The sequence below is a fragment of the Pseudomonas sp. TNT3 genome (genome assembly GCF_010095445.2).
In the GTDB taxonomy this organism is placed as follows: Bacteria; Pseudomonadota; Gammaproteobacteria; order Pseudomonadales; family Pseudomonadaceae; genus Aquipseudomonas.
Map to the genome: position 1 here is coordinate 31,844 of NZ_WFGV02000045.1, position 19,515 is coordinate 51,358.

The window sequence follows — 19,515 nt, forward strand, 5'->3', positions numbered from 1 at the left end:
GCGGGTTGGTGCCCATCGTTTGCTTATAGCGTCTTGCCGACTACCGGGTCGCCAATGGTCAGGAAGTGCCCGCCTGCCACATGGTGCAGGGTTCGCAAGGCGTCATGCCCCTCAAAGTGCCAGCGGCCGTCGCTGAACACACGCTCATCGGCCTGAGCGGCGATGACTTCGGCGAGGAACAGATCGTACCGCTCGTGGTTTCCGGGTTCTGGCAGCAGCCGGCACTCAAGCCAGGCGACGCAACCTTCGAGCATCGGAGCGTCGATCAACTCACCACTGAAGGTCGGCAAGCCATAGGCCTGGAACTTGTCCTTTCCCTGGTCCCGGTTGATGTCCAGGCCTGACGTCGAGCCTACGGTCTGGACGATATCGGCCTGGGCCGCGCAAGGAACGTTCAGCACAAACGTCCCCGAAGCTTCCAGCAACTGCCGGGTCCAGGTGGACTTGTCCAGAACCACGGCAATTTTTGGCGGCTCGAAATCCAGCGGCATGGCCCAGGCCGCCGCCATGATGTTGCGTTGCCCGTCGTGAGCTGCGCTGACCAGCACGGTCGGGCCGTGGTTGAGCAGGCGATAGGCTTTGGACAGGGCAACCGGTTGGCGATGGGAAGCGGTCATGGTGTCTGCTCCAGAAGAAAAACGCCGATTGTAGCGGGTCCAGTCCTGTCGCGATCAAGTCGCCAGCTGATTGGCAAATTGCCCCACCGCGCTCACCACTTTCTTCGCGCCGTCCTGGATTTCGACGATCACCGTGCCCGCCTCCGCCGCCAGCGCCAGGCCTTGTTCCGCCTGGAGCTTGCCTTCGGTCATCAAGGCAACGGCGTTACGCGCCATGTCCTGGTTCTGCCGTACCACGCCGACGATTTCATCGGTGGCCTGGCTGGTGCGTGAAGCCAGCTGACGAACTTCGTCCGCCACTACCGCAAAACCCCGGCCCTGTTCACCGGCGCGCGCGGCTTCGATCGCCGCGTTCAGCGCCAGCAGGTTGGTCTGTTCGGCAATGCCGCTGATGGTTTTAACGATGGTGCCGATCACCAGCGATTGATCGTTCAGCGCTTCGATACCTTCACTGGCGGTTTGCATGTGTTTGGCCAGGTCGCGCATCACGTCAACCGCCTGGGTCACCACGGCGTTACCGCGCTGGGCGCTGTGGTCCGTTTGCTGGGAGGTGCTATAGGCAATGTTTGCGGCTTCTGCGACAGCTTGTTCCTGGTTCACCAGATCGGTGATCACCGTGGCAAATTTCACAATTTTGTAGAGCTTGTTGTTGGCATCGACCACGGGGTTGTAGGACGCCTCCAGCCAGACTGTACGACCATGGCTGTCGATGCGCTTGAAGCGGTCAGCCACGAATTCGCCCGCATTCAAGCGGCGCCAAAAGTCCTGATACCCGGCACTGTTGTACTCCTCGGGCACGCAGAATGTGCGGTGATGCTTGCCCTTGATCTGCGCCAGGCTGTAACCCATGCCACTGAGAAACCGGTCGTTGGCCGTCAGCACGTTGCCGGCGAGATCGAACTCGATCACCGCCGTCGAACGCACCAGCGCGCCGATCAGGTTTTCATGTTCACGGGACGCCTCGATGGTGCGGGTCAGGTCGCTGGAGAAAATCGAGAAGTGCCTGATCCGACCGTCCGCGGAACGAATCGGCTGCATGATCGAACGCAGCCAGGCTTCCTGACCATCACCGCGCAACAAACGCACCGCGCCGGCAAAATGCTCGCCACGGGTGAGCGCGTTTTTGAAACGGTGGTGGAACTCGTCCGACTTCACGTGGGCTGGCACGATGTCGTCGATGTGTCGACCGATCAGGTCGTGGCCCTTGTAGAGCATCTCATCAATGAAATTCGGGTTGGCCGATTGAATTCGCCCGTCAGGATCGAGTGCCAGGACCAGCATTTCGCTTTCCAGACTGTCCTTCACTTGCTGAAGGCTGGAGAGTTCTTCACGAAGAGCCGACAGCTCCTGCTTCATGCGTTTATTGAACATGGAATGCACCGATGGACAGGGGTAGAAAGCGAACTGCAGCCCTAGCCATCGGCTTTGGAAATATTTTCTGAAGAGCGTTTCAGGGGGCTCCTGTAAAAATAGTTGCGGCGCGTGAGGCGCCTTCTCCGTTTACGCCGCACCAGCCGCCGGGCAACGTCCGACACTCGGCATTCGCGCACCGAAATACGCGGCGCTGATTACGCCCACTGTTCCCATTACTGCACTGAAGATCACGCAGATCCATGGGCTCCAGGGCATCAAGCCGATCAGCAACAACGGTGTGATACTCGCCCACGCGGCGTAGGCAATGTTGTAGGTGAAGGAAATGCCGGAGACGCGAACCCGCGCAGGGAACAGGCTGACCATCACTGACGGCACGGCACCCACTACCCCGCAACACAGACCGGCAATCGCGTATGCCAGCCCTGTCCAGTTTGCGCCGGTGATCAGGCAGGCGTAGAGCACGCCGATCCCCATCGGCAGCAGCAGGCTATACAGCATGACGGTGCGCCAGGCGCCGATGCGATCGACCAACAACCCGGCGAGTACACACCCGATGTTCAAGAACACGATGCCCAGGGCGCTCAGCCCGAAGGTATAGCTGGGGGTCATGCCGAAGGTTTTCTGCATCATGGTCGGGGTGATGACGACGAAGACCACCACCGCCGACGTCAGTACACAGGTCAGGATCATCGCCGGCAGCATCGCCAGACGATGTTCACGCAGGACCGTGCGCAACGGCAGTTCAACGGCGGCATCCCGCTTGGCTTGCATCGCCATGAACACCGGCGTTTCGCTGAGCCAGCGGCGCAACCACACACCAATTACACCAAAGACTCCGCCGAGCAGGAACGGATAACGCCAAGCGAAATCGAGAATTTCTGCCGGGGTGAACGTTTGCGCCAGAATCGTCGCCGTGAGCGCACCGAGCAGGTAGCCGAACGTCAGTCCCGCCTGCAGGAACCCCAGCGCATAACCGCGGTGCCCGGCCGGTGCGTGCTCGGCAACAAACACCCAGGCGCTCGGCACTTCACCACCCACCGCCGCGCCTTGCAGGATCCGCAGGGCCAATAGCAGCAACGGCGCGAAATACCCGATCTGGGCATAGGTGGGCATGATCCCGATCAGCAGGCACGGGAGCGCCATCATCAGGATGCTCAGGCTGAAGACTTTCTTGCGTCCCATCCTGTCGGCGAAATGCGCCATCAGAATGCCGCCCAACGGCCGTGCCAGGTAGCCCGTAGCGAAGATCCCGAAGCTTTGCAGCAAGCGCAGCCACTCGGGCATTTCCGGCGGAAAGAACAGCTGGCTGAGGGTCAGGGCGAAAAACACGAAAATGATGAAATCGTAGATTTCCAGCGCGCCACCCAGGGCTGCAAGGCCGAGGGTCTTGTAATCCGAACGGGTGAAGGGCGTCGGGCGCGAATCGGTTTGGGCAGTCATGTAAAAGAACTCTGGCATAGGCAAAAACCAAGGCGCCCATGGTCTACGCAAAAGCGCTCACGGACAACCTGAACTGCCCTCTGGGTTGGTTTTTAGCCGTTCTCTGTGCATTGAATTCGCGTTCGTGAAGCTAATAATCGAGCGCTTTCCAACCCACAGGAAAGCCTCCATGAGCAGCCATTCACGCAGTAGACGCCTGACCGTTCCACAGTTGGTGGCCATGAAAGGCCAGCAGAAGATCGTTTCGTTGACGGCTTACAGCCGCTCGATGGCGCAGTTGATGGACCCCTTCGTCGACTTCGTGCTGATCGGCGACTCAACAGCCATGGTTGGCTATGGCCGCACCTCGACGCTGGACATGAGCCTGGAAGAAATCATCGGCCACACCCGTGCGGTCGTCGCCAGCACTCGGCTGGCCTGTGTGATTGCCGACATGCCGTTCGGCAGCTATCAGGAATCACCGCAACAGGCCTACCGCAACTGTGCCGAAGTCATGGCGCGGACCGGCTGCAATGCGCTCAAACTTGAAGGTGGCAAGGCCTTGGCCAGCACCGTTGAGTTTCTGGTGCAGCGTGGCATTCCGGTGATGGCGCACATTGGCCTGATGCCGCAGTACGTAAACGTCATGGGCGGTTTCAAGGCTCAGGGCCTGAACGAGGCGACTGCCACCGCCATCGAGGAAGATGCGCGCGCACACCTCGCAGCGGGGACTTTCAGTCTGTTGCTGGAAGGTGTCGCCGAACCTCTTGCGCGGCGCATCAGCGATTTTTCAGCGATGCCGACCATTGGCATCGGTGCCTCACCGGCCTGCGACGGGCAAGTGCTGGTCACCGAGGACATCCTGGGACTCGGCGGCGAACATGTGCCGCGCTTCGTCAAACCCTATGCGGATGTCGGTGCCCTGATCAGCCAGGCATTCGAGTGTTTTGCCGACGAAGTGCGCAACGGCCAGTTTCCACAGATGCAGCACTGCTACGGCGTCAGCTGACGTTCCTGATCAATGGCCTCGGCGAGCATTTTCACGGCCAAACCGATGTCCTTGCTCCAGTCCACGGTGTAGCTCAGGCGCAAGCAATCACGCCACAGCCCCTGCGCACTGAACAACTCGCCGGGCGCGATCACAATGCCTTTGGCCAGCAGACGCTCGTACACCCGGCGCATATCCACCGGGTGTACCGACTGCGCCCAAAGCGTCGCGCCCCCGGCCGCTGTCACCACATTGAGCTGGTCGGCGGCATGCGCTCGAAGCAACCCGGTCATCTGCGTCATGCGCTCGCTCAGCAGACCTCGCACGACCTGAGCGTGCTGATCGACCCGTCGTGAACTGTACAAACGGGCGAGCGCTTTTTGCCGAATCGGCGAGAGGCGAAACGCCCGGTCGAGGCACTGGCGTTGCATTGCCACCTCTTGCCCACGCACCAGCACGTAGGCAAAGGGCGCTTCCGGGCCGATCACCTTATCGAAGGTGGAAAACACTAGCAGTCTGTCGAGGTCGGCAAAATCGCGCATACGCGACGGGTCTGCGTGAAAACCGAACTCGCCGTAGCTGTCGTTTTCGAACAGCCAGACACCCCGCTCGCTCAGCCAGTTGCACAGCTGCTGTTTGTCCGCAGCGGGCATCAGACTGCCATGGGGAGTGCTCACCGCCGATGAGAACACCACCAGCGCCACGTTTTCACGCTGTAATACCTCGTGGACACGTTGCAGGTCCAAGCGTCCATCCGCCTGGAGAGGCACCTCAATCACCCGAATGTTCGCCGCCTGCAACTGCCGCAGGGTCACCCAGGAACATGGCGACTCGACCAATGCCGCTGTCCCGGACAATTGCAGTGCGGCCAGCGACATCTGCAAAACACTGCGCACATCGGCACCGATATACACCTGCTCCGGGCGCCAATAATGCTCGGTCGATCGGGTGTATCGCTCAGCCAGCGCGGTGCGCAACTCGATCTCGCCGAAAGGCTGATACAACGGCACCGCCGTGCGCGGGTATTGCCGCAACAGCTCGCGTTCCATCATCAGCAGCGGATTTTCCAGCGACAACAACATCGACGGCGCATCGCTGCACAGCGCCAGCATGCCGGGCTGACGCGCGCTGGCGTAGACATTGTCGAGCAGGTTGGTTGACGGTAGCGGCTGCGCGAAGGATGTCGGCGCATAGAAGTAACCGAGCTTGGGTCGGGAATAAACTCGCCCCTCGTCTTCGAGCAAGGCATACGCATATTTGGTGGTGGACACGGAGACGTTCAGGCGCAACGCCAACTGTCGCAGTGACGGCAGTTTCATCTCGCCATCCGCTGCGCTTGAGTCGATCAGCTCGACCAGGTAGCGATACACGGCCTGATAGGCAAAAGTGCTGTCCTTGTTCAATCGCAGTCATTCCTTGAGGGAGGCACGGCGCAGCATCCTCCCAAGACGGACCCGACGCAATCGCTCCAAAGAGCAAAACAGCGCCGCATAATCATCTCGATTGATTTACTGTTGGCACCTGTCCAGACGGGCCTGTGAAGCCCTGAAGACCACAATAAACATAAAAATTCGAGGTTCTCTCGTGGCCGCTGAAATCGACGATAGCCGCTATGCCCGCTTTGCCCTTCGTTGCTCGAGCTTTGCCGAGCGCTGGTTTCCCGACTCCTGGGTGTTCGCCGCCCTTGCGGTGATCATTGTCGCCGTGGCCACGATGGCCATGGGCGCCAAACCGACCGACGCTGCCATGGCCTTCGGTGACGGGTTCTGGAGTCTTATCCCGTTCACCATGCAGATGGCGTTTGTGGTGATCGGCGGGTATGTGGTCGCCAGTTCGCCACCCGCGGTGAAACTGATCGACCGACTGGCGCGCATCCCGAAAAACGGCCGTTCCGCCGTGGCCTGGGTGGCGCTGATTTCCATGGTGGCCTCGTTGCTCAACTGGGGCTTGTCGCTGGTGTTTGGCGGTTTGCTCGTACGCGCCCTCGCCCGCCGCACCGATCTGAAAATGGACTACCGCGCCGCCGGTGCAGCTGCCTATCTGGGCCTTGGCGCAGTGTGGGCTCTGGGTCTTTCGTCATCCGCTGCGCAATTGCAGGCCAACCCGGCCAGCCTGCCGCCCTCGATCCTGTCGATCACCGGCGTGATTCCCTTTACCCAGACAATCTTTCTCTGGCAGTCCGGCGTGCTGTTGCTGGCGCTGATCATAATTTCGCTGATCATTGCCTACGCTACCGCCCCCGGCCCAAACACCGCACGTGATGCGAAAGCGTGCGGCATCGACCCGAGTTTCAATCTGCCCCCCCTGCAACCGCGCACCCGTCCCGGTGAATGGCTGGAGCACAGCCCGTTGCTGACGATTCTGCTGGCGCTGCTGGCTGCGGGGTGGCTGTTCCATGAGTTTTCGACCAAACCGGCGATCAGCGCGATTTCCGGCTTGAATACCTACAACTTCCTGTTCCTGATGCTCGGAGCATTGCTGCATTGGCGGCCCCGCAGCTTCCTCGACGCAGTCGCACGGGCGGTGCCGACCACTACGGGCGTGCTGATCCAGTTTCCGTTGTACGGCTCGATCGCTGCGCTGATGACCACTGTCAAAGGCACGGACGCCCAGACCTTGGCTCATCACATCTCAACCTTCTTCGTCAGTATTGCGTCCCACGACACTTACGCGCTGTTGATGGGGGTGTACTCGGCGATCCTGGGGTTCTTCATTCCTTCCGGTGGCGGCAAGTGGATCATCGAAGCGCCGTACGTCATGCAGGTGGCCACGGACCTTAATTACCATCTGGGCTGGGCCGTGCAGATCTACAACGCCGCCGAAGCCCTGCCGAACCTCATCAATCCGTTCTACATGCTGCCGCTATTGGGTGTGCTGGGGTTGAAGGCTCGGGATTTGATCGGGTTCTCGTTCGTGCAACTGCTCGTACACACGCCGATCGTGCTGTTTCTGCTGTGGGCGCTGGGGACGACGCTGGTGTATACGGCGCCGGTGATGCCGTAACGCCACTGATTGCACCTGCTGTGAGGTAGGTGCAGTCACATCAAAGTCAAAGGAGCATTGCCGCGTAAGCCCAGGCTGACGCGGAAAATGGCTCATTTCCTCTGTCATTTGTGTCAGTAGACCGTTTGATTGTTTTGCTAAAGACTTGAGACGTACCCACGTGCAGCAGGGCTGACAAGAAGTCGGCAGGTGGAAGTCGCGGCACTCAACAGACAAGGAATGTTATGAGAACCCTCGCCGAACATGGATTGCCCCCGCCATCACACCCAGGTATCTACCCCTTCGTAGAATTGCCACTTCGCCTTGGATTCCCGTCCAGAAACGACTTTGAAATCATCCACTGCGCAGAGGGATCAGCCGTGGCTGTCGCAGTTTTACGGGAGTTTCCGCGCATCACTCGCATCTGCCGGGTCTCGGGGCAACTTCTACCCTATCGCTCGCGAAACACCCGCCAGCTGGCGCCGGGGATTCATATCTATGACCCGCGCTTCTGTGGCTTGCTGAGCCATTCCTGCGACCCTAACGTCTTTCTCGACATGAGCGAGCTGTGGTTATGGGCACTCAAGGACCTCAGGAAAGGTGATCGCCTGACGATGGACTTCGCCGCGACGGAAGACCGGCTGCAGCGACAGTTTGCCTGCCGCTGCGCAAGTCCCGATTGCCGTGGCTGGATCACCGGTTACGATGAATCGCCGAACGACAATGGCCGAGAGTTCCTCCAACACTGGCGTCGAAGAACGCTCGAGTGAGGCCGTTACTGCGCCTCGATCGGACGCAGGCGGTACTGCGGCGGCAACTGCTCGAACCCGCTGATGGTCGCGTTCAGGCTTTTCCAGCGGCCGTCCTTGATGCCGTAAATGCAGCCGTGAATCGACAGTTTCTGTCCACGGTGCCAGGCGTTTTGCACAATGCTGGTGTGACCGACGTTCGCCACTTGCTGAATGACGTTGAGTTCACAGAGACGGTCGACCCGCTCTTCTTCGGTCGGCAACTTGGCCAGTTCTTCGCGCTTTTCGTAGTAAAGGTCGCGAATCGAGCGCAGCCAGCCATCGATCAGTCCCAATTGGCGGTCCTGCATCGAGGCACGCACGCCGCCGCAGCCATAGTGGCCGGTGACGAGGATGTGTTTGACCTTGAGCACGTCCACTGCGTATTGAATCACTGACAGGCAGTTGAGGTCGGTGTGCAGCACGACGTTGGCGACGTTGCGGTGGACGAACAGGTCGCCGGGCAGCATGCCAACGATCTCGTTCGCCGGTACGCGGGCGTCGGAACAACCGATCCACAGGTACTCTGGCGTTTGCTGACGGGCCAGCTTGGCGAAGAAGTCAGGATCTTCTTTGGTGATCGCGTCAGCCCAGCGCTCGTTGTTATTAATCAGATCTTGTAATTCGTTCATGCAGTGAAGCCTCGAGAATGATGCGCTTCTATGACAGACAACCATCCGTCGGGGTCACGCGCGAGATGCAGATAGCCGGTGTTGCACGCCGGCGGAATTCTCATGAGCCCTGTGGGTCCACCCTAGTAAGGCCCACAGTATGAGGAATTACCATGACTGATTCACGACGTCCGTTCGATGCGACACAGCCAGAGCCCATCGATGATAAAGAAGACCGCATGGGTTCGATGCATGAGCTGGATTTCGACGACGATGAACCCAGCGCAAAAATTGGCGAAGAAATTCCGGAAAACGAGCGTGAGCAACTGATGCCCCGCGAGCGTGTGCGCGAAGCCGGCATGACCGGGGCTTCCACCGATGACCACGAATCCACAGATGATGACATGAGCCCTGAGACGCTGATTCGTGAGGACGGTGCTCGTGATGCGAAGGAAGCGGGTGAAGGGGGTCAGGCGGATTGGGATTTGAGCATTGTCGATGAAGACGACATTGGCGGCGGTAACGGTCTGGATGAAGCTGAATTGGCGAAGCGCGATCCGCTGGATGGGAATCGCTGATCGACTAGTCCAGATTCCCCTGTAGGAGCTGCCGAAGGCTGCGATCTTTTGATCTTAAGAGGTCGCGACTAAGGAAGATCAAAAGATCGCAGCCTTCGGCAGCTCCTACGGGGCTTTATTCAATCGACCAACGTGCAGGCCATGACTACCGCATCTTCGCGCCCGCCCACCGCCGGGTAGTAATCCCGGCGACGGCCAATCTCGTTGAATCCATAGCGCTCATACAACCGAAATGCCGAACGATTGCTGTCGCGCACTTCCAGGAAACACTCCCGCGCCTCAGCCTTGTAGGCAATCGACATGAGATGCTCCAGCAGCGTCAACCCCAGGCCTCGGCCCTGATTCTCCGGTTTGACGGTGATGTTCAGCAGATGCGCTTCATCGAGGATGATCTGCACCACGCCGTGCCCCACCTGCTGCTGGCCTTCGAACATCAGCCAGATCTGGTACTTGCCCAGCCCGTCCAGAAAAATCCCGCGGGTCCAGGGATGGCTATACGCCGCGTATTCGATTTTCAGGACAGCGTCCATGTCCGCTTCAACCATCGGGCGGAACGTTACAGCGTCACTCATTTGATTCTTTCCAGCGCGCCATCAGCCGACGCATGGCTTGCCAGACATCAGCCTTACGCTGTGGCTCTTCCATTAAAAGTTCCAGACCCGGCAGGGCCCAGACCGAGCCCAGGCCTTCGACCTGGAGTTCACGGTTGAAGGATTCGGCATTCGCCTCACCGGCGAAACGAACTGCCGGCAAGCCAATCAGCCACACACAGACGCAGGGTGCGTCTTCCAGTCGGGCCGAGAGAAATCCTTGTACAAAATCACGAGCCGCTTCAGGACCCTGGTCCATGGTGCCACGCACCAACAGCGGCCAACGCACCGGCTCGCCGACGATTTGCGGGCTGTCCGGCAGGCCGGCGGCGCGCAACATGTCCTTGAGCAACAGGTACGCAGGGTCGCGGGTTTGAAACGTTTCGCCTGTGGGTAACTCGACCAGCAACAGGCAACGACCGGCGCGCAGCAACTGCAGGGCGAACCGCGGAGGCGGCACAACCGGCGCCTTGATGGCGGCAGGCGCCTCCTCTTCCTCAACTTTCGCGTTCGTGCGAGTGCTGGCCAACGAAGGTCGCGGCACCTCGATTTTTACCCGTTCGGCGGGCTTTATCGTGGGTTCTACCGGCGCGTCCACCACGGGAGCCTGAACAATCGGGGCCTCGACCAAAGGCTCAGGCAGCTCCAACAGCTCGGGCCGCGAAGGCGCAGCAAAAGGCAATTCAGTGCGCGGCAGCCAGTTGACCACCTGCATGGCGGTCAAGTAAGCGCGGCGACGAGACTCGATTAGCAAAGGTCGGCCACTTGTGGATAACTGAGAGTGCGGTGATTCTACCGCCCTTCGTCCAAGATCGCCCGTTGTTGATCGACAGAAAGCCGACTGTCCGTCTTGAGAGTGAATCGCAACCAACGTGATGCAGTACAATCGCTGCTTTTATTCGCCAACCAGCCGGCCATTCCGATGATCGAACCCAAGCGCGTCTTGCGCGCCCTCGCTGAACACTGGGCACTTCTGGAGCCACTGTGCGAGCACTTCGACCAAGGCACCTTGAGCCTCAACGAACTGCGCACACAACTGGGCGCCCAGCAACTTGACAGTACGCCGCAGGACATCACCAGCCTGCTGGATGTGTGGATCCGTCTCGACATTCTGGTTCCCGTGGCAAAAAGCCCGAACCGGTTCGAACTCAACGCGCAGATTCACGACTTCCTTGCGTACCTGCGTCGTGAGCACCGTCTGGGCCTGTGCCTGGAGATCGAGGCCTATCTGCGGCACCTCGAGCGCCTCGCCGGTTATATCCAGGATGCCTTCGACATTCGTGACGGCAGCGACCTGGCGCGCCAGCTGCGCCTGCTCGACATGCGTGTACGAGATGTATTGAAGAAACTTGCCAACGACGAACAGGCCCTGGTGGCCGTGGCCGAACGCGCCAAGACCAGCGACCGGCAAATCCCGCTGCGCCAGCGCTACGCCGAAGTGCTGGCGACGTGGGACGAATACGTCGAGCCGATGATCCAGTTGGTGAATGCCGATGGCGCCTTCGAACAAGGCGTGCGCAAGGTCGAAAATGTTTTACTGAGAATGCTCTCCGAGCAGCAACGCATCGGTCACCTGGTCGACGACGACATGCTGCTGCGCACCCACGCACGTATCCTGGAAATGCAGACCAGTGCCCAGCTGACATTGCGTCATGCTCGCGAACTGCTGTTGCCACTGCGTGAAGAAGCCCGTCGCCACAACGCCGTGACCCGTGGCGCGGCGCTGGCCCTCGCGGCCATCCGGCGTAAAGGCATCGATGCAGTGCCGCAAGCAGCCATGCCGATGTTCACCCGCCCGCAAAGCACCTTCCTCGGCAGCGCCAGTCAGGTCGAAGCCTACGTTTATGCGCTGGCCCGATTCGAGCCGAAACCTGCGCGCTTCCCCAAGGCCCACAAGACCCAGAAAGGCGAAGCGCCGCGCGCGCCACGCACGGTTCGGGAGATGCTCGAACGCTGCGAAGATGCACTGCCGATGCCGGACCTGATGACCTGGTTGCTGGAGCAGGAACCGGACGGCGCCACCGACGAATTGCTGTATTGGTTCTCGCGCCTGTCGCGGGAAAAACGCTTCACACGTGAGCGTCTGGAACGCCGCGATTACCACACTCATGAGCATCAGGTCAGCCTGCGCTCCTTCGCCCTGCTCTCGGCCCGCGATACCGCCGCCGAGGATTCTGCGAGCACCCCACATGCATCTTGATTTATCCGAACTGTCTCAATTGGCGCCGATCTTCCGCGAGCTGTTCAAGGGCTATCACGTCAGCCGCCGCGACCCGGAACTGTATGCGCAATTATCGAATTTCCAGGATCAGTACCGCACGCTGTTCAAGGCGCTGGGTTTTGAACTGGTCTGCGACACCCGTGGTTTCTATTACTTCGTGCCGGACCTCGCCGCTGCGGCGGTGAACAAGACTGCGCAGCGACTGGCGCTGTTCACCTTTATCCTCGTCGAGCATCTGGCCGACCAGGGGCGCGACCCGGTTGCCGTGCTGGATGGCGGCAGCCTCGGCCGTGATGAATTGCCTTCGCTGCTTGAAAAGTACCGCGACCTGTTTATTCAGGCAGAAGTGCAGACCGTCGAAGAACTCGAAGAAAAAATCATGCGTCGCATGACCCAACTCGGTTTTGCCGGCGAAGAAAACGGCATCTACCGTTTCCTGCCACCGATGCACCGATTCCTCGATGTCTGCCTGTCGGTCCAGCAAGACCGCGATCTGGCGGCCAGCCTGCACAGCGTGCTGCCATTGCCGGTCCCGGTCTTGATCGATGACGACAGCGACGAAAAGCTATTGGAAACTGATGACCCGCTGGACTTGAGTGACTTCGCGGAAGACAGCGAAGAAGACGCGCTGGCCCGCGCCATTGCCGAAGAACAGGAGACCGACGCATGAGCAAGGAACGCTACGGCATTCGCCGCTTTGCCCTTTTGAACACTGCAGGTTACAGCCTCGGCCTGTTCCCGCTGGAAGAACCACTGTCGGTTTACGGCGCGAATAACCTCGGTAAATCTGCCTCGATCAACGCCTTGCAGTTCCCGATTCTGGCGCGCATGTCGGACATGAGTTTCGGCAAGTACAGCCTCGAACAGTCCCGCCGTTTCTACTTCGCGTCGGACACCAGTTACATCCTGGTCGAAGTTTCGCTGCCTCATGGGCCACACGTGATCGGTGTCGTCGGTCGCGGCCCGGGCGGTGGTTTCGGTCACCAGTTCTTCGCCTACGCCGGCAAACTGGATCTGGCCCATTACCAGAAAAACGACACCTGCCTGCGCCAGAAAGAACTGTTCACCAACCTTGAACGTGAAGGCCTCAAAGCCTACGAGCTCAAGCCCGATGAACTGCGGCGTTTGCTCGTCGGCGGCCACACCTCGATTCCGCTCGACCTGACGCTGATCCCGCTGCGTTCCACCAGCGAGCAGAGCCTGAAGACCTTCCGCGCATTGTTCATCAACCTGCTGCACATGCGCGAAATCACGGCAGCCAAGCTCAAGCAACTGTTCCTCGATGCCTTCGAACACAGCTTGCGTTCGGGCAGTGTCGATTACATCGCGGCGTGCGAAGAAGCGTTTCGTGATGTTCGACGCATGGAGCAGGACTACAACTCGCTGGTGACGGCCGGTCCGCTGGTTGAAGCGCTCGCCGCAGGGGTTACCCAGCGCAATATCCTGCGCGGCAAATTGCACCGGATCTCGCCGCTGCTCGATTCCCTGCTGGGCACTTGGGCGGACTACGCCGGTGCACGCAAGGAAGAGCTGACGATTCAGGCCGAACACTACCGCAATGAACAGGACGCGCTGCAAAACGATCAGCGTGGCGGCACACAGGAGCTGATGCGCCTGGAGCGGGAAATCACCGGCATCCAGCGTTGGCTCGGAGAACTGTCGGTACTCAAGCATCGCTTTGCTTTGGTTGATGACGTCAAAGTCCTGGAGCAGCAATTGCTGGCTGCCAAGGACGCGCACGATGAGCTGGCCGGTGCGCTGGCACAATCGCGGCAGTTCAGCGCCGAAGACCTTGAAGAGCGTCTGCGCGACCTGGAGAAACGCCTGAAGTCGGTCAAGCAGCAGCTCGATCACGCTGACAACAACAGCTATGCCCGACTGCGCGAAGAGTTCTCTCAGCAGGATGTCGAACGCCTGATGCGCTTGTTCAACAGCGCGCTGTTCAGCTTGCCGCTGGGCGAGCATGGCATCGCGCTGGATGAAGACGGTCAGTGGGTCAAATCCATGGAGCTGATTCTTGATGGCTTCAAGGGTGAGCGCTTCGAAGTGCCGGGGCTTTCCATCGACCTGTCGCACATCGAACCGCCAGCCCTGCAGGCGCTGGCCGATCGCGCCGCATTGCGGGACCAGAAAGAGCGTCTGGATAAAGAACTCAAGCAACTCAAGACACAGCAAGCCGTCGCGGCCGACCGCGCGGCCAGCAAGACCCAGACCGAAGCGTTGTACCAGCAAGTGCTGGATGCGCAGAAAGCCCTGGAAGATTTCCGTCGCGCACAAACCTTGAGTGCCGAAGAAGGTGACAAGCTTGAGCAACTGGCGCAGATGGAAGCGGCGCAGGACGAGCTGAAACGCTCCAGCGATGCGTTTACCGAACGCGTCCAGCAACTGTCGGCCAAGCTGCAACTGGTCGGTCGGCAGATCGGTGACATGGAAGCCAAGCAACGCACCCTCGACGACGCCCTGCGCCGCCGCCAGTTGTTGCCGGCAGATCTGCCGTTCGGTACGCCATTCATGGACCCGATCGACGATTCCATGGACAACCTGCTGCCGCTGCTCAATGACTATCAGGACAGCTGGCAGGGCTTGCAGCGCAGCGATGGCCAGATCGAGGCGCTTTACGCTCAGGTCCGTCTGAAGGGCGTGGCCAAGTTCGACAGCGAAGACGATATGGAGCGTCGCCTGCAACTGCTGATCAACGCGTACGCGCATCGCACTGATGAAGCGCTAACCCTCGGCAAGGCTCGCCGTGCGGCCGTGACAGATATCGCCCGAACCCTGCGCAATATCCGCAGCGACTACGACAGCCTTGAGCACCAACTGGCGCTGTTCAACCGCGAGATCAACAAGCGTCAGGTCTCCAACCTGCAGAGCTTCCGCATCGTGCTCGCGCCGAACAAGGAAGCGCTCAAACACATCGATCAGATTATCCACAGCGCCGGCCAGTACGAAGAAGGCGAGACGCTCTCCGTTTTTGACCTGAGCCAAAGTGCCGATCAGGACAACAAGAACGAAGAGGCCAAGGAATACCTGGCACGCCTGGTAGCGGCGAACCACAACCAGCTGGGTCTGAAGGACTTGTTTGAACTTGCCTTCGAGATCACCAAGGTCAATGGTCAACCGGTGATTCACACCGACATCGACGGGGCCGCGTCCAACGGCACGACCATGACCATCAAAGCGCTGACCAACATGTACTTGTTGCTGCACTTGATGGACCGTGACCAGGCCGGTCGCGTGCGCTTGCCTTACTACCTCGATGAAGCTGCTGACATCGACGAGAAGAACCAGGCAGCGCTACTCGAAACAAGTCTGCAACTGGGCTTTGTGCCGATTCTGGCGAGCGTCAAGCCGCAGGTCTGCGCCAGTGTGGCGATTGACCTTGAAGGTGGTAGCGGGCCGAACGGAATCTATATCGATGAAGCGGACTGGAAGTACATCCGTCGACACGATGAGGTGAAGGCTGTCGTTAGCGTTGAAGCGGATGAGGCTGCGCTGGATGCAGTCTGATTTGCGTTAATCGATGGGCGTAAAAAAGGCCGCGATCCAATGGATCGCGGCCTTTTTTGTCGGGCTTATTTACCGAGGGGAATTTTTGGCGCCCAGGTCAGCCATTCGTCTTCAAATTTATCGAACATCGGGAACGTCTGTTCCGGACGCGCAGGATTGCCCATGCGATCGCCATCCGGCGTTGCGAACGCGATGCCGCCCTGGATCAGCGTTTCCAGAGATTCAGTGCGCATGGTCGCGCCTTTGAACAGGCCATAGTCGAAACCGAATCCACTGGAGTTCCAGAAGCGCGTACCGCTACGCACCAGTGGCGCGTACTTCGGTTCGATCAGGATATGTATCAGGACGCGATCAGCCGTCTGACCCAGTTCATAACTTGTCACCTTGCCTACGGTCACTTCGCGATAGGTCACCGGGACGCCGGTTTTCAGCGAGCCGCGACGAGCCGCGCTGAGTACCAGACTCAACCCTGGTTCCTGCTTCACCGCTTCTGGCGGGTTGGACAAGGCTACAAAGTTTTTCTGTGGGCCCAGGTTTTTCAGCGCTGGCTGTACTTCGATGTACTGGCCGGTCACGAGGGTTTCGAGGTTGGACGTCTTGATCAAACCCAACTCCGGTTTGACCACCCAGAACTGACTGCCGGCCCGAGCGATGCGCTCGGGCACCTCGGTAATACGCGCGGTGAGCATCACGGACTGGAGGTCATCGGTCAGATCAACGTCTTCAATCTTGCCGACATCCAAACCTTTGAAACGGACCGGAGTACCGCTGCGCAAACCATCGGCGCGATCCACCTTAATGGTCACTACAGTGCCTTTCTGATTCGCTTCATCATGGTTGGCGAACAGACGGAACCGTGGAATACGCTTCTGCAGCGGCGCTTTGGCTTGCGGGGTTTCAAAAGCGATGCCGCCCGCCATCAGGCTTTGCAGGGATTCGCTTTTCACCTGAATGCCACCGGTCAATCCGCCTGTGAGCGTAATACCGCTGGCGTTCCAGAACCGTGTAGAGGCGTTAACCAAGCCTTCGTACTCTTTCTCGATGTGTACACCGATTACCAATTGCTTCTTGGCTTTAGAGAACTGATAGCTCTGGACGGAGCCTACCTTGACCTGTTTGTAGAGAATCGGGCTACCGACTTCCAACGAACCCAGGTTCTCGGTGAATAACACCAAATGCAGACCCGGTGAACGCAAGTCCAGAGGGGGGGCCTTGGGTCGTGCTACGAACTCTCGTTGCGGCGCGGCACCTTTGTCACCGGGACGGATAGCAATGTAGTTTCCCTTCACGAGGGCTTCTAGGCCGGTGATGCCAGCGAGCGAGATCGAAGGTTTGACGACCCAGAACTGCGTGCCGTCGACGAGATAGTCTTCGGCCAATGGGTCCAAAGTGAGTTCTGCAGTGGCAGCAGTCAGGTCCGGATCGACCTTGAGCGCCTTCAGATTGCCAACCTGAATTCCTTTGTACATAACCGGCGTACGACCTGCCTGCAGACCTTCAAAATCACTGAGTTTGACCTTGATGCGGATACCAGCCGCAGCCGCGTCGAAGTCTTCGTAGAGGCGGAACGGCAAACTTGGATCAGTAGGCGGGCTGTCCTTGCGGTTTTCTGGTGTGGCGAACGCGATACCCCCCGCGACAATGCTGGCGAGGGATTCGCTGCGCACTTTTACACCGGACAGATTCGCGTCGATGCTGATGCCGCTGGCATTCCAGAAACGTGTGTGTTTGCGCACCAGATTGGCATAAGTGGGTTCGATGAACACTTTGAGTTCAACGGTGCTTTGGTCCTCGGACAGCAGGTAGCTTTTGACCTGCCCGACCTTGATCTGTTTATAGAACACGGGGCTGCCGCGGTTCAGCGAGCCGAGGCGATCAGCCTTGATCGTCAGGTGCAGACCAGGCTTGGCGTCGGATAATGGCGGTTCCTCAGCCAGTGCCTTGAACTTGCGAGTGGGCTCGCCCTCACCGGGACTGACAGCGATATAGTTGCCCGAAACCAGGGTTTCAAGACCGGTGATACCGGCCAGGGTCACGCTCGGCTTGACTAGCCAGAAACGAGTGCTGGTGCGCAGATACTGCTCCACATCCTTGTTCATCTCGACAGTGGCTATCACACCTTTGGAAGAGCCTTCGTCGTCGAGTTTAAGGGTTTTGACCTTACCGACCGACATCCCCTTGTAGACGACTTCGGTCTTGTTGGCCTGGATGCCTTCACCACTTTCAAAACGCACCAGAATTTCGATTCCAGTTTCGTTGTAAGCCCTCCATCCGAGCCAGCCGCCAATGATCAGAGCGATCAGGGGCAATACCCAAATAGCAGACCAGTTGGAGGCCGGTCGGGTTTTCGCTGTAGGCAAATCAGTCATGGTCGTCGTCCGACTCCGTGTTATCCCAAATCAGTCGGGGATCGAAAGTTACTGCGGCAAGCATCGTCAGAATCACCACACTGGCGAAGGCGATGGCGCCAAGATTGGCTTCAATGCTGGCAAGCCGTCCGAAATTGACTACTGCCACGAGGATGGCAATCACAAAGATATCCAGCATCGACCATCGGCCGATGAACTCGATAAAGCGGTACATCACAATGCGCTGCCGGGCCGAAAGAGGCTGGCGCCTTTGTACGGAAAACAGCAGTAGCGCGATGCCCACCAGTTTGAATGTCGGTACCAGAATGCTGGCGATAAAAACCACCGCCGCAATGGGAATCATGCCGTGCTGAACCAACTGGATGACACCCGACATGATGGTGCTGGGGTCACCTTGACCAAGCGAGTTGACAGTCATGATCGGCAACAGGTTGGCTGGTATGTAGAGAATCGCGGCCGTGATCAGCAACGCCCAGGTACGTACCAGGCTGTTCGGGCGACGGGCATGTACCAGCGCACCGCAACGGGTGCAAATCTGCTCGTCAGCTTCCTGCTTATTCAACTCATGGCATTCAATGCAAATCAGAATGCCCGCATCAATCGCCCGCATGAGCATCTTCTCCCGATAACGCCTGCCAGATTTGATGAGGCGACATGACGACCTCCAAACAGACCTGGACCAACAACAAACTGATAAAGCACACCAGGCCAAGGCCCACGGTAATAGCTGCCATATCTGCCAGTTTTACAATCGCCACCAGTACGCCCATCAGGTAGACCTCAAGCATTCCCCAATCTCGCAAATGGTGATAAATGCGGTAGAGCAACAAACCGTAACTTCGACCTATATCGAAGCGGATACTCAATAGCACGGCCAATTGGCAGAGTAACTTGGCCAGTGGAATTCCCATGCTGCAGAGGAACACCACGACAGCTACACCTTGCATGCCGGTATCAAACAGGCCAACAACCCCACTCCAGACCGTGTCATGGGACGACTGCCCGAGTAAATTGAGCTCCATGATGGGTAGAAAGTTCGCAGGGATATAAAGCAGCAGGGCGGCGATGACTAAGGCGAGGCTTCGTTGCACGACATTATGACGATTGGCATAGAGTTCGTAACCGCAGCGAGGGCACAACGCTTTCTCGCCGTGTGCGAGTGCTGGCTTGCGCATCAGCAAGTCGCACTCATGACACGCCACCAAATCGTCCAGTGGTAATTCTGACAGCCCTGAGGCGTCAACCGGATCTGGCATAAAAGACTCTGACTTCGAAAAAGTTGGGCCTATTCTAGTGTTCTTATTCAAAAATAACTGTGCAAATTTGTACCGACGCTTTCGTAGTACTTTCCTGCGGACAAAACAAAACCCCTGTTCGCGTTAGCAAACAGGGGTTTCGGAATTTAATCTTGACGATGACCTACTCTCACATGGGGAAACCCCACACTACCATCGGCGATGCATCGTTTCAC

Annotated in this window: 17 protein-coding genes; 7 read left to right on the forward strand and 10 right to left on the reverse strand. The window is 58.7% G+C overall.

The genetic code is table 11. The annotated features are described in order from the left end of the window. Positions 1-23: 23 nt before the first annotated feature. The 3 genes from GBC55_RS22655 to GBC55_RS22670 form a co-directional block, all read right to left on the reverse strand. A complete protein-coding gene (locus GBC55_RS22655; protein WP_162439698.1) occupies positions 24-617 on the reverse strand; it encodes a flavin reductase family protein in 594 nt (197 codons plus the stop codon). A gap of 54 nt (positions 618-671) precedes the next feature. Further along, positions 672-1,988 (reverse strand): PAS domain-containing methyl-accepting chemotaxis protein, encoded by a 1,317-nt coding sequence (locus GBC55_RS29830; RefSeq protein WP_162439699.1) that lies wholly within the window; start codon positions 1,986-1,988, stop codon positions 672-674. Positions 1,989-2,117: 129 nt separating this feature from the next. Beyond that, a complete protein-coding gene (locus tag GBC55_RS22670; RefSeq protein WP_162439700.1) occupies positions 2,118-3,431 on the reverse strand; it encodes an MFS transporter in 1,314 nt (437 codons plus the stop codon). Between the two features lie 169 nt (positions 3,432-3,600). On the opposite strand from GBC55_RS22670, the gene panB reads away from it, so the two are divergent. Further along, entirely contained in the window at positions 3,601-4,419 is an 819-nt protein-coding gene (gene panB, locus GBC55_RS22675) for a 3-methyl-2-oxobutanoate hydroxymethyltransferase (protein WP_162439701.1), read from the forward strand. On the opposite strand, the gene GBC55_RS22680 is transcribed toward panB, so the two are convergent. Next, positions 4,404-5,801 (reverse strand): PLP-dependent aminotransferase family protein, encoded by a 1,398-nt coding sequence (locus GBC55_RS22680; RefSeq protein ID WP_162439702.1) that lies wholly within the window; start codon positions 5,799-5,801, stop codon positions 4,404-4,406. The two genes, panB and GBC55_RS22680, sit on opposite strands and share 16 nt — an antisense overlap. Before the next feature lie 181 nt (positions 5,802-5,982). Here GBC55_RS22680 and GBC55_RS22685 point away from each other — a divergent pair, with 181 nt between their 5' ends. Both GBC55_RS22685 and GBC55_RS22690 read left to right on the forward strand, forming a co-directional pair. Beyond that, positions 5,983-7,401 (forward strand): TIGR00366 family protein, encoded by a 1,419-nt coding sequence (locus GBC55_RS22685; protein WP_162439703.1) that lies wholly within the window; start codon positions 5,983-5,985, stop codon positions 7,399-7,401. Between the two features lie 224 nt (positions 7,402-7,625). Then, complete coding sequence (locus GBC55_RS22690) at positions 7,626-8,150, forward strand: lysine methyltransferase (protein WP_162439704.1); 525 nt, start codon at positions 7,626-7,628, stop codon at positions 8,148-8,150. 5 nt (positions 8,151-8,155) lie between these two features. On the opposite strand, the gene can is transcribed toward GBC55_RS22690, so the two are convergent. Next, complete coding sequence (gene can, locus GBC55_RS22695) at positions 8,156-8,800, reverse strand: carbonate dehydratase (protein ID WP_162439705.1); 645 nt, start codon at positions 8,798-8,800, stop codon at positions 8,156-8,158. 152 nt (positions 8,801-8,952) lie between these two features. Here can and GBC55_RS22700 point away from each other — a divergent pair, with 152 nt between their 5' ends. After that, on the forward strand, positions 8,953-9,357 hold the full coding sequence (locus tag GBC55_RS22700) for a serine kinase/phosphatase (RefSeq protein WP_162439706.1): 405 nt from the start codon (positions 8,953-8,955) through the stop codon (positions 9,355-9,357). A gap of 119 nt (positions 9,358-9,476) precedes the next feature. Here the strand turns inward: GBC55_RS22700 and rimI are convergent, their stop codons facing one another. Both rimI and GBC55_RS22710 read right to left on the reverse strand, forming a co-directional pair. Beyond that, a complete protein-coding gene (gene rimI, locus GBC55_RS22705) occupies positions 9,477-9,929 on the reverse strand; it encodes a ribosomal protein S18-alanine N-acetyltransferase (protein ID WP_162439707.1) in 453 nt (150 codons plus the stop codon). Further along, entirely contained in the window at positions 9,922-10,662 is a 741-nt protein-coding gene (locus GBC55_RS22710; RefSeq protein WP_162439716.1) for an energy transducer TonB, read from the reverse strand. The genes rimI and GBC55_RS22710 overlap by 8 nt, the downstream gene beginning before the upstream one ends. Positions 10,663-10,869: 207 nt before the next feature. Here GBC55_RS22710 and mksB point away from each other — a divergent pair, with 207 nt between their 5' ends. From mksB to mksF, 3 genes are read left to right on the forward strand one after another with little or no spacing between them, the layout of a single operon-like run. Further along, the gene (gene mksB, locus GBC55_RS22715) at positions 10,870-12,147 is read left to right on the forward strand and encodes an Mks condensin complex protein MksB (protein WP_162439708.1); all 1,278 of its coding nucleotides are present in this window, start codon (positions 10,870-10,872) and stop codon (positions 12,145-12,147) included. Continuing rightward, positions 12,137-12,838, forward strand: coding sequence for an Mks condensin complex protein MksE (gene mksE, locus GBC55_RS22720; protein WP_162439709.1), 702 nt, complete (start codon positions 12,137-12,139; stop codon positions 12,836-12,838). Before mksB ends, mksE begins: the two co-directional genes overlap by 11 nt. Beyond that, on the forward strand, positions 12,835-15,675 hold the full coding sequence (gene mksF / locus GBC55_RS22725) for an Mks condensin complex protein MksF (RefSeq protein WP_162439710.1): 2,841 nt from the start codon (positions 12,835-12,837) through the stop codon (positions 15,673-15,675). The genes mksE and mksF overlap by 4 nt, the downstream gene beginning before the upstream one ends. A gap of 65 nt (positions 15,676-15,740) precedes the next feature. Here mksF and GBC55_RS22730 read toward each other — a convergent pair whose 3' ends face one another. From GBC55_RS22730 to GBC55_RS22740, 3 genes are read right to left on the reverse strand one after another with little or no spacing between them, the layout of a single operon-like run. After that, on the reverse strand, positions 15,741-18,044 hold the full coding sequence (locus GBC55_RS22730) for an MlaD family protein (protein ID WP_162439711.1): 2,304 nt from the start codon (positions 18,042-18,044) through the stop codon (positions 15,741-15,743). Next, positions 18,037-18,654: a paraquat-inducible protein A gene (locus GBC55_RS22735; RefSeq protein WP_162439712.1), complete on the reverse strand. Its 618-nt coding sequence runs from the start codon at positions 18,652-18,654 to the stop codon at positions 18,037-18,039. The genes GBC55_RS22730 and GBC55_RS22735 overlap by 8 nt, the downstream gene beginning before the upstream one ends. After that, positions 18,641-19,300 carry a paraquat-inducible protein A gene (locus GBC55_RS22740; RefSeq protein WP_162439713.1) on the reverse strand — a complete coding sequence of 220 codons (660 nt, stop codon included), beginning with the start codon at positions 19,298-19,300 and terminating at the stop codon, positions 18,641-18,643. Before GBC55_RS22740 ends, GBC55_RS22735 begins: the two co-directional genes overlap by 14 nt. Between the last annotated feature and the right edge of the window lie 215 nt (positions 19,301-19,515).

Excerpts from the sequence above, each read along its gene's own strand:
- mksB (WP_162439708.1), top strand. The coding sequence starts at position 10,870 with ATGATCGAACCCAAGCGCGTCTTGCGCGCCCTCGCTGAACACTGGGCA.
- GBC55_RS29830 (WP_162439699.1), bottom strand. The coding sequence starts at position 1,988 with ATGTTCAATAAACGCATGAAGCAGGAGCTGTCGGCTCTTCGTGAAGAA.
- GBC55_RS22655 (WP_162439698.1), bottom strand. The coding sequence starts at position 617 with ATGACCGCTTCCCATCGCCAACCGGTTGCCCTGTCCAAAGCCTATCGC.
- GBC55_RS22735 (WP_162439712.1), bottom strand. The coding sequence starts at position 18,654 with ATGCGGGCGATTGATGCGGGCATTCTGATTTGCATTGAATGCCATGAG.
- panB (WP_162439701.1), top strand. The coding sequence starts at position 3,601 with ATGAGCAGCCATTCACGCAGTAGACGCCTGACCGTTCCACAGTTGGTG.
- GBC55_RS22730 (WP_162439711.1), bottom strand. The coding sequence starts at position 18,044 with ATGACTGATTTGCCTACAGCGAAAACCCGACCGGCCTCCAACTGGTCT.
- can (WP_162439705.1), bottom strand. The coding sequence starts at position 8,800 with ATGAACGAATTACAAGATCTGATTAATAACAACGAGCGCTGGGCTGAC.
- GBC55_RS22710 (WP_162439716.1), bottom strand. The coding sequence starts at position 10,662 with ATGCAGGTGGTCAACTGGCTGCCGCGCACTGAATTGCCTTTTGCTGCG.
- GBC55_RS22700 (WP_162439706.1), top strand. The coding sequence starts at position 8,953 with ATGACTGATTCACGACGTCCGTTCGATGCGACACAGCCAGAGCCCATC.
- GBC55_RS22670 (WP_162439700.1), bottom strand. The coding sequence starts at position 3,431 with ATGACTGCCCAAACCGATTCGCGCCCGACGCCCTTCACCCGTTCGGAT.
- rimI (WP_162439707.1), bottom strand. The coding sequence starts at position 9,929 with ATGAGTGACGCTGTAACGTTCCGCCCGATGGTTGAAGCGGACATGGAC.
- mksE (WP_162439709.1), top strand. The coding sequence starts at position 12,137 with ATGCATCTTGATTTATCCGAACTGTCTCAATTGGCGCCGATCTTCCGC.
- GBC55_RS22690 (WP_162439704.1), top strand. The coding sequence starts at position 7,626 with ATGAGAACCCTCGCCGAACATGGATTGCCCCCGCCATCACACCCAGGT.
- mksF (WP_162439710.1), top strand. The coding sequence starts at position 12,835 with ATGAGCAAGGAACGCTACGGCATTCGCCGCTTTGCCCTTTTGAACACT.
- GBC55_RS22740 (WP_162439713.1), bottom strand. The coding sequence starts at position 19,300 with ATGCCAGATCCGGTTGACGCCTCAGGGCTGTCAGAATTACCACTGGAC.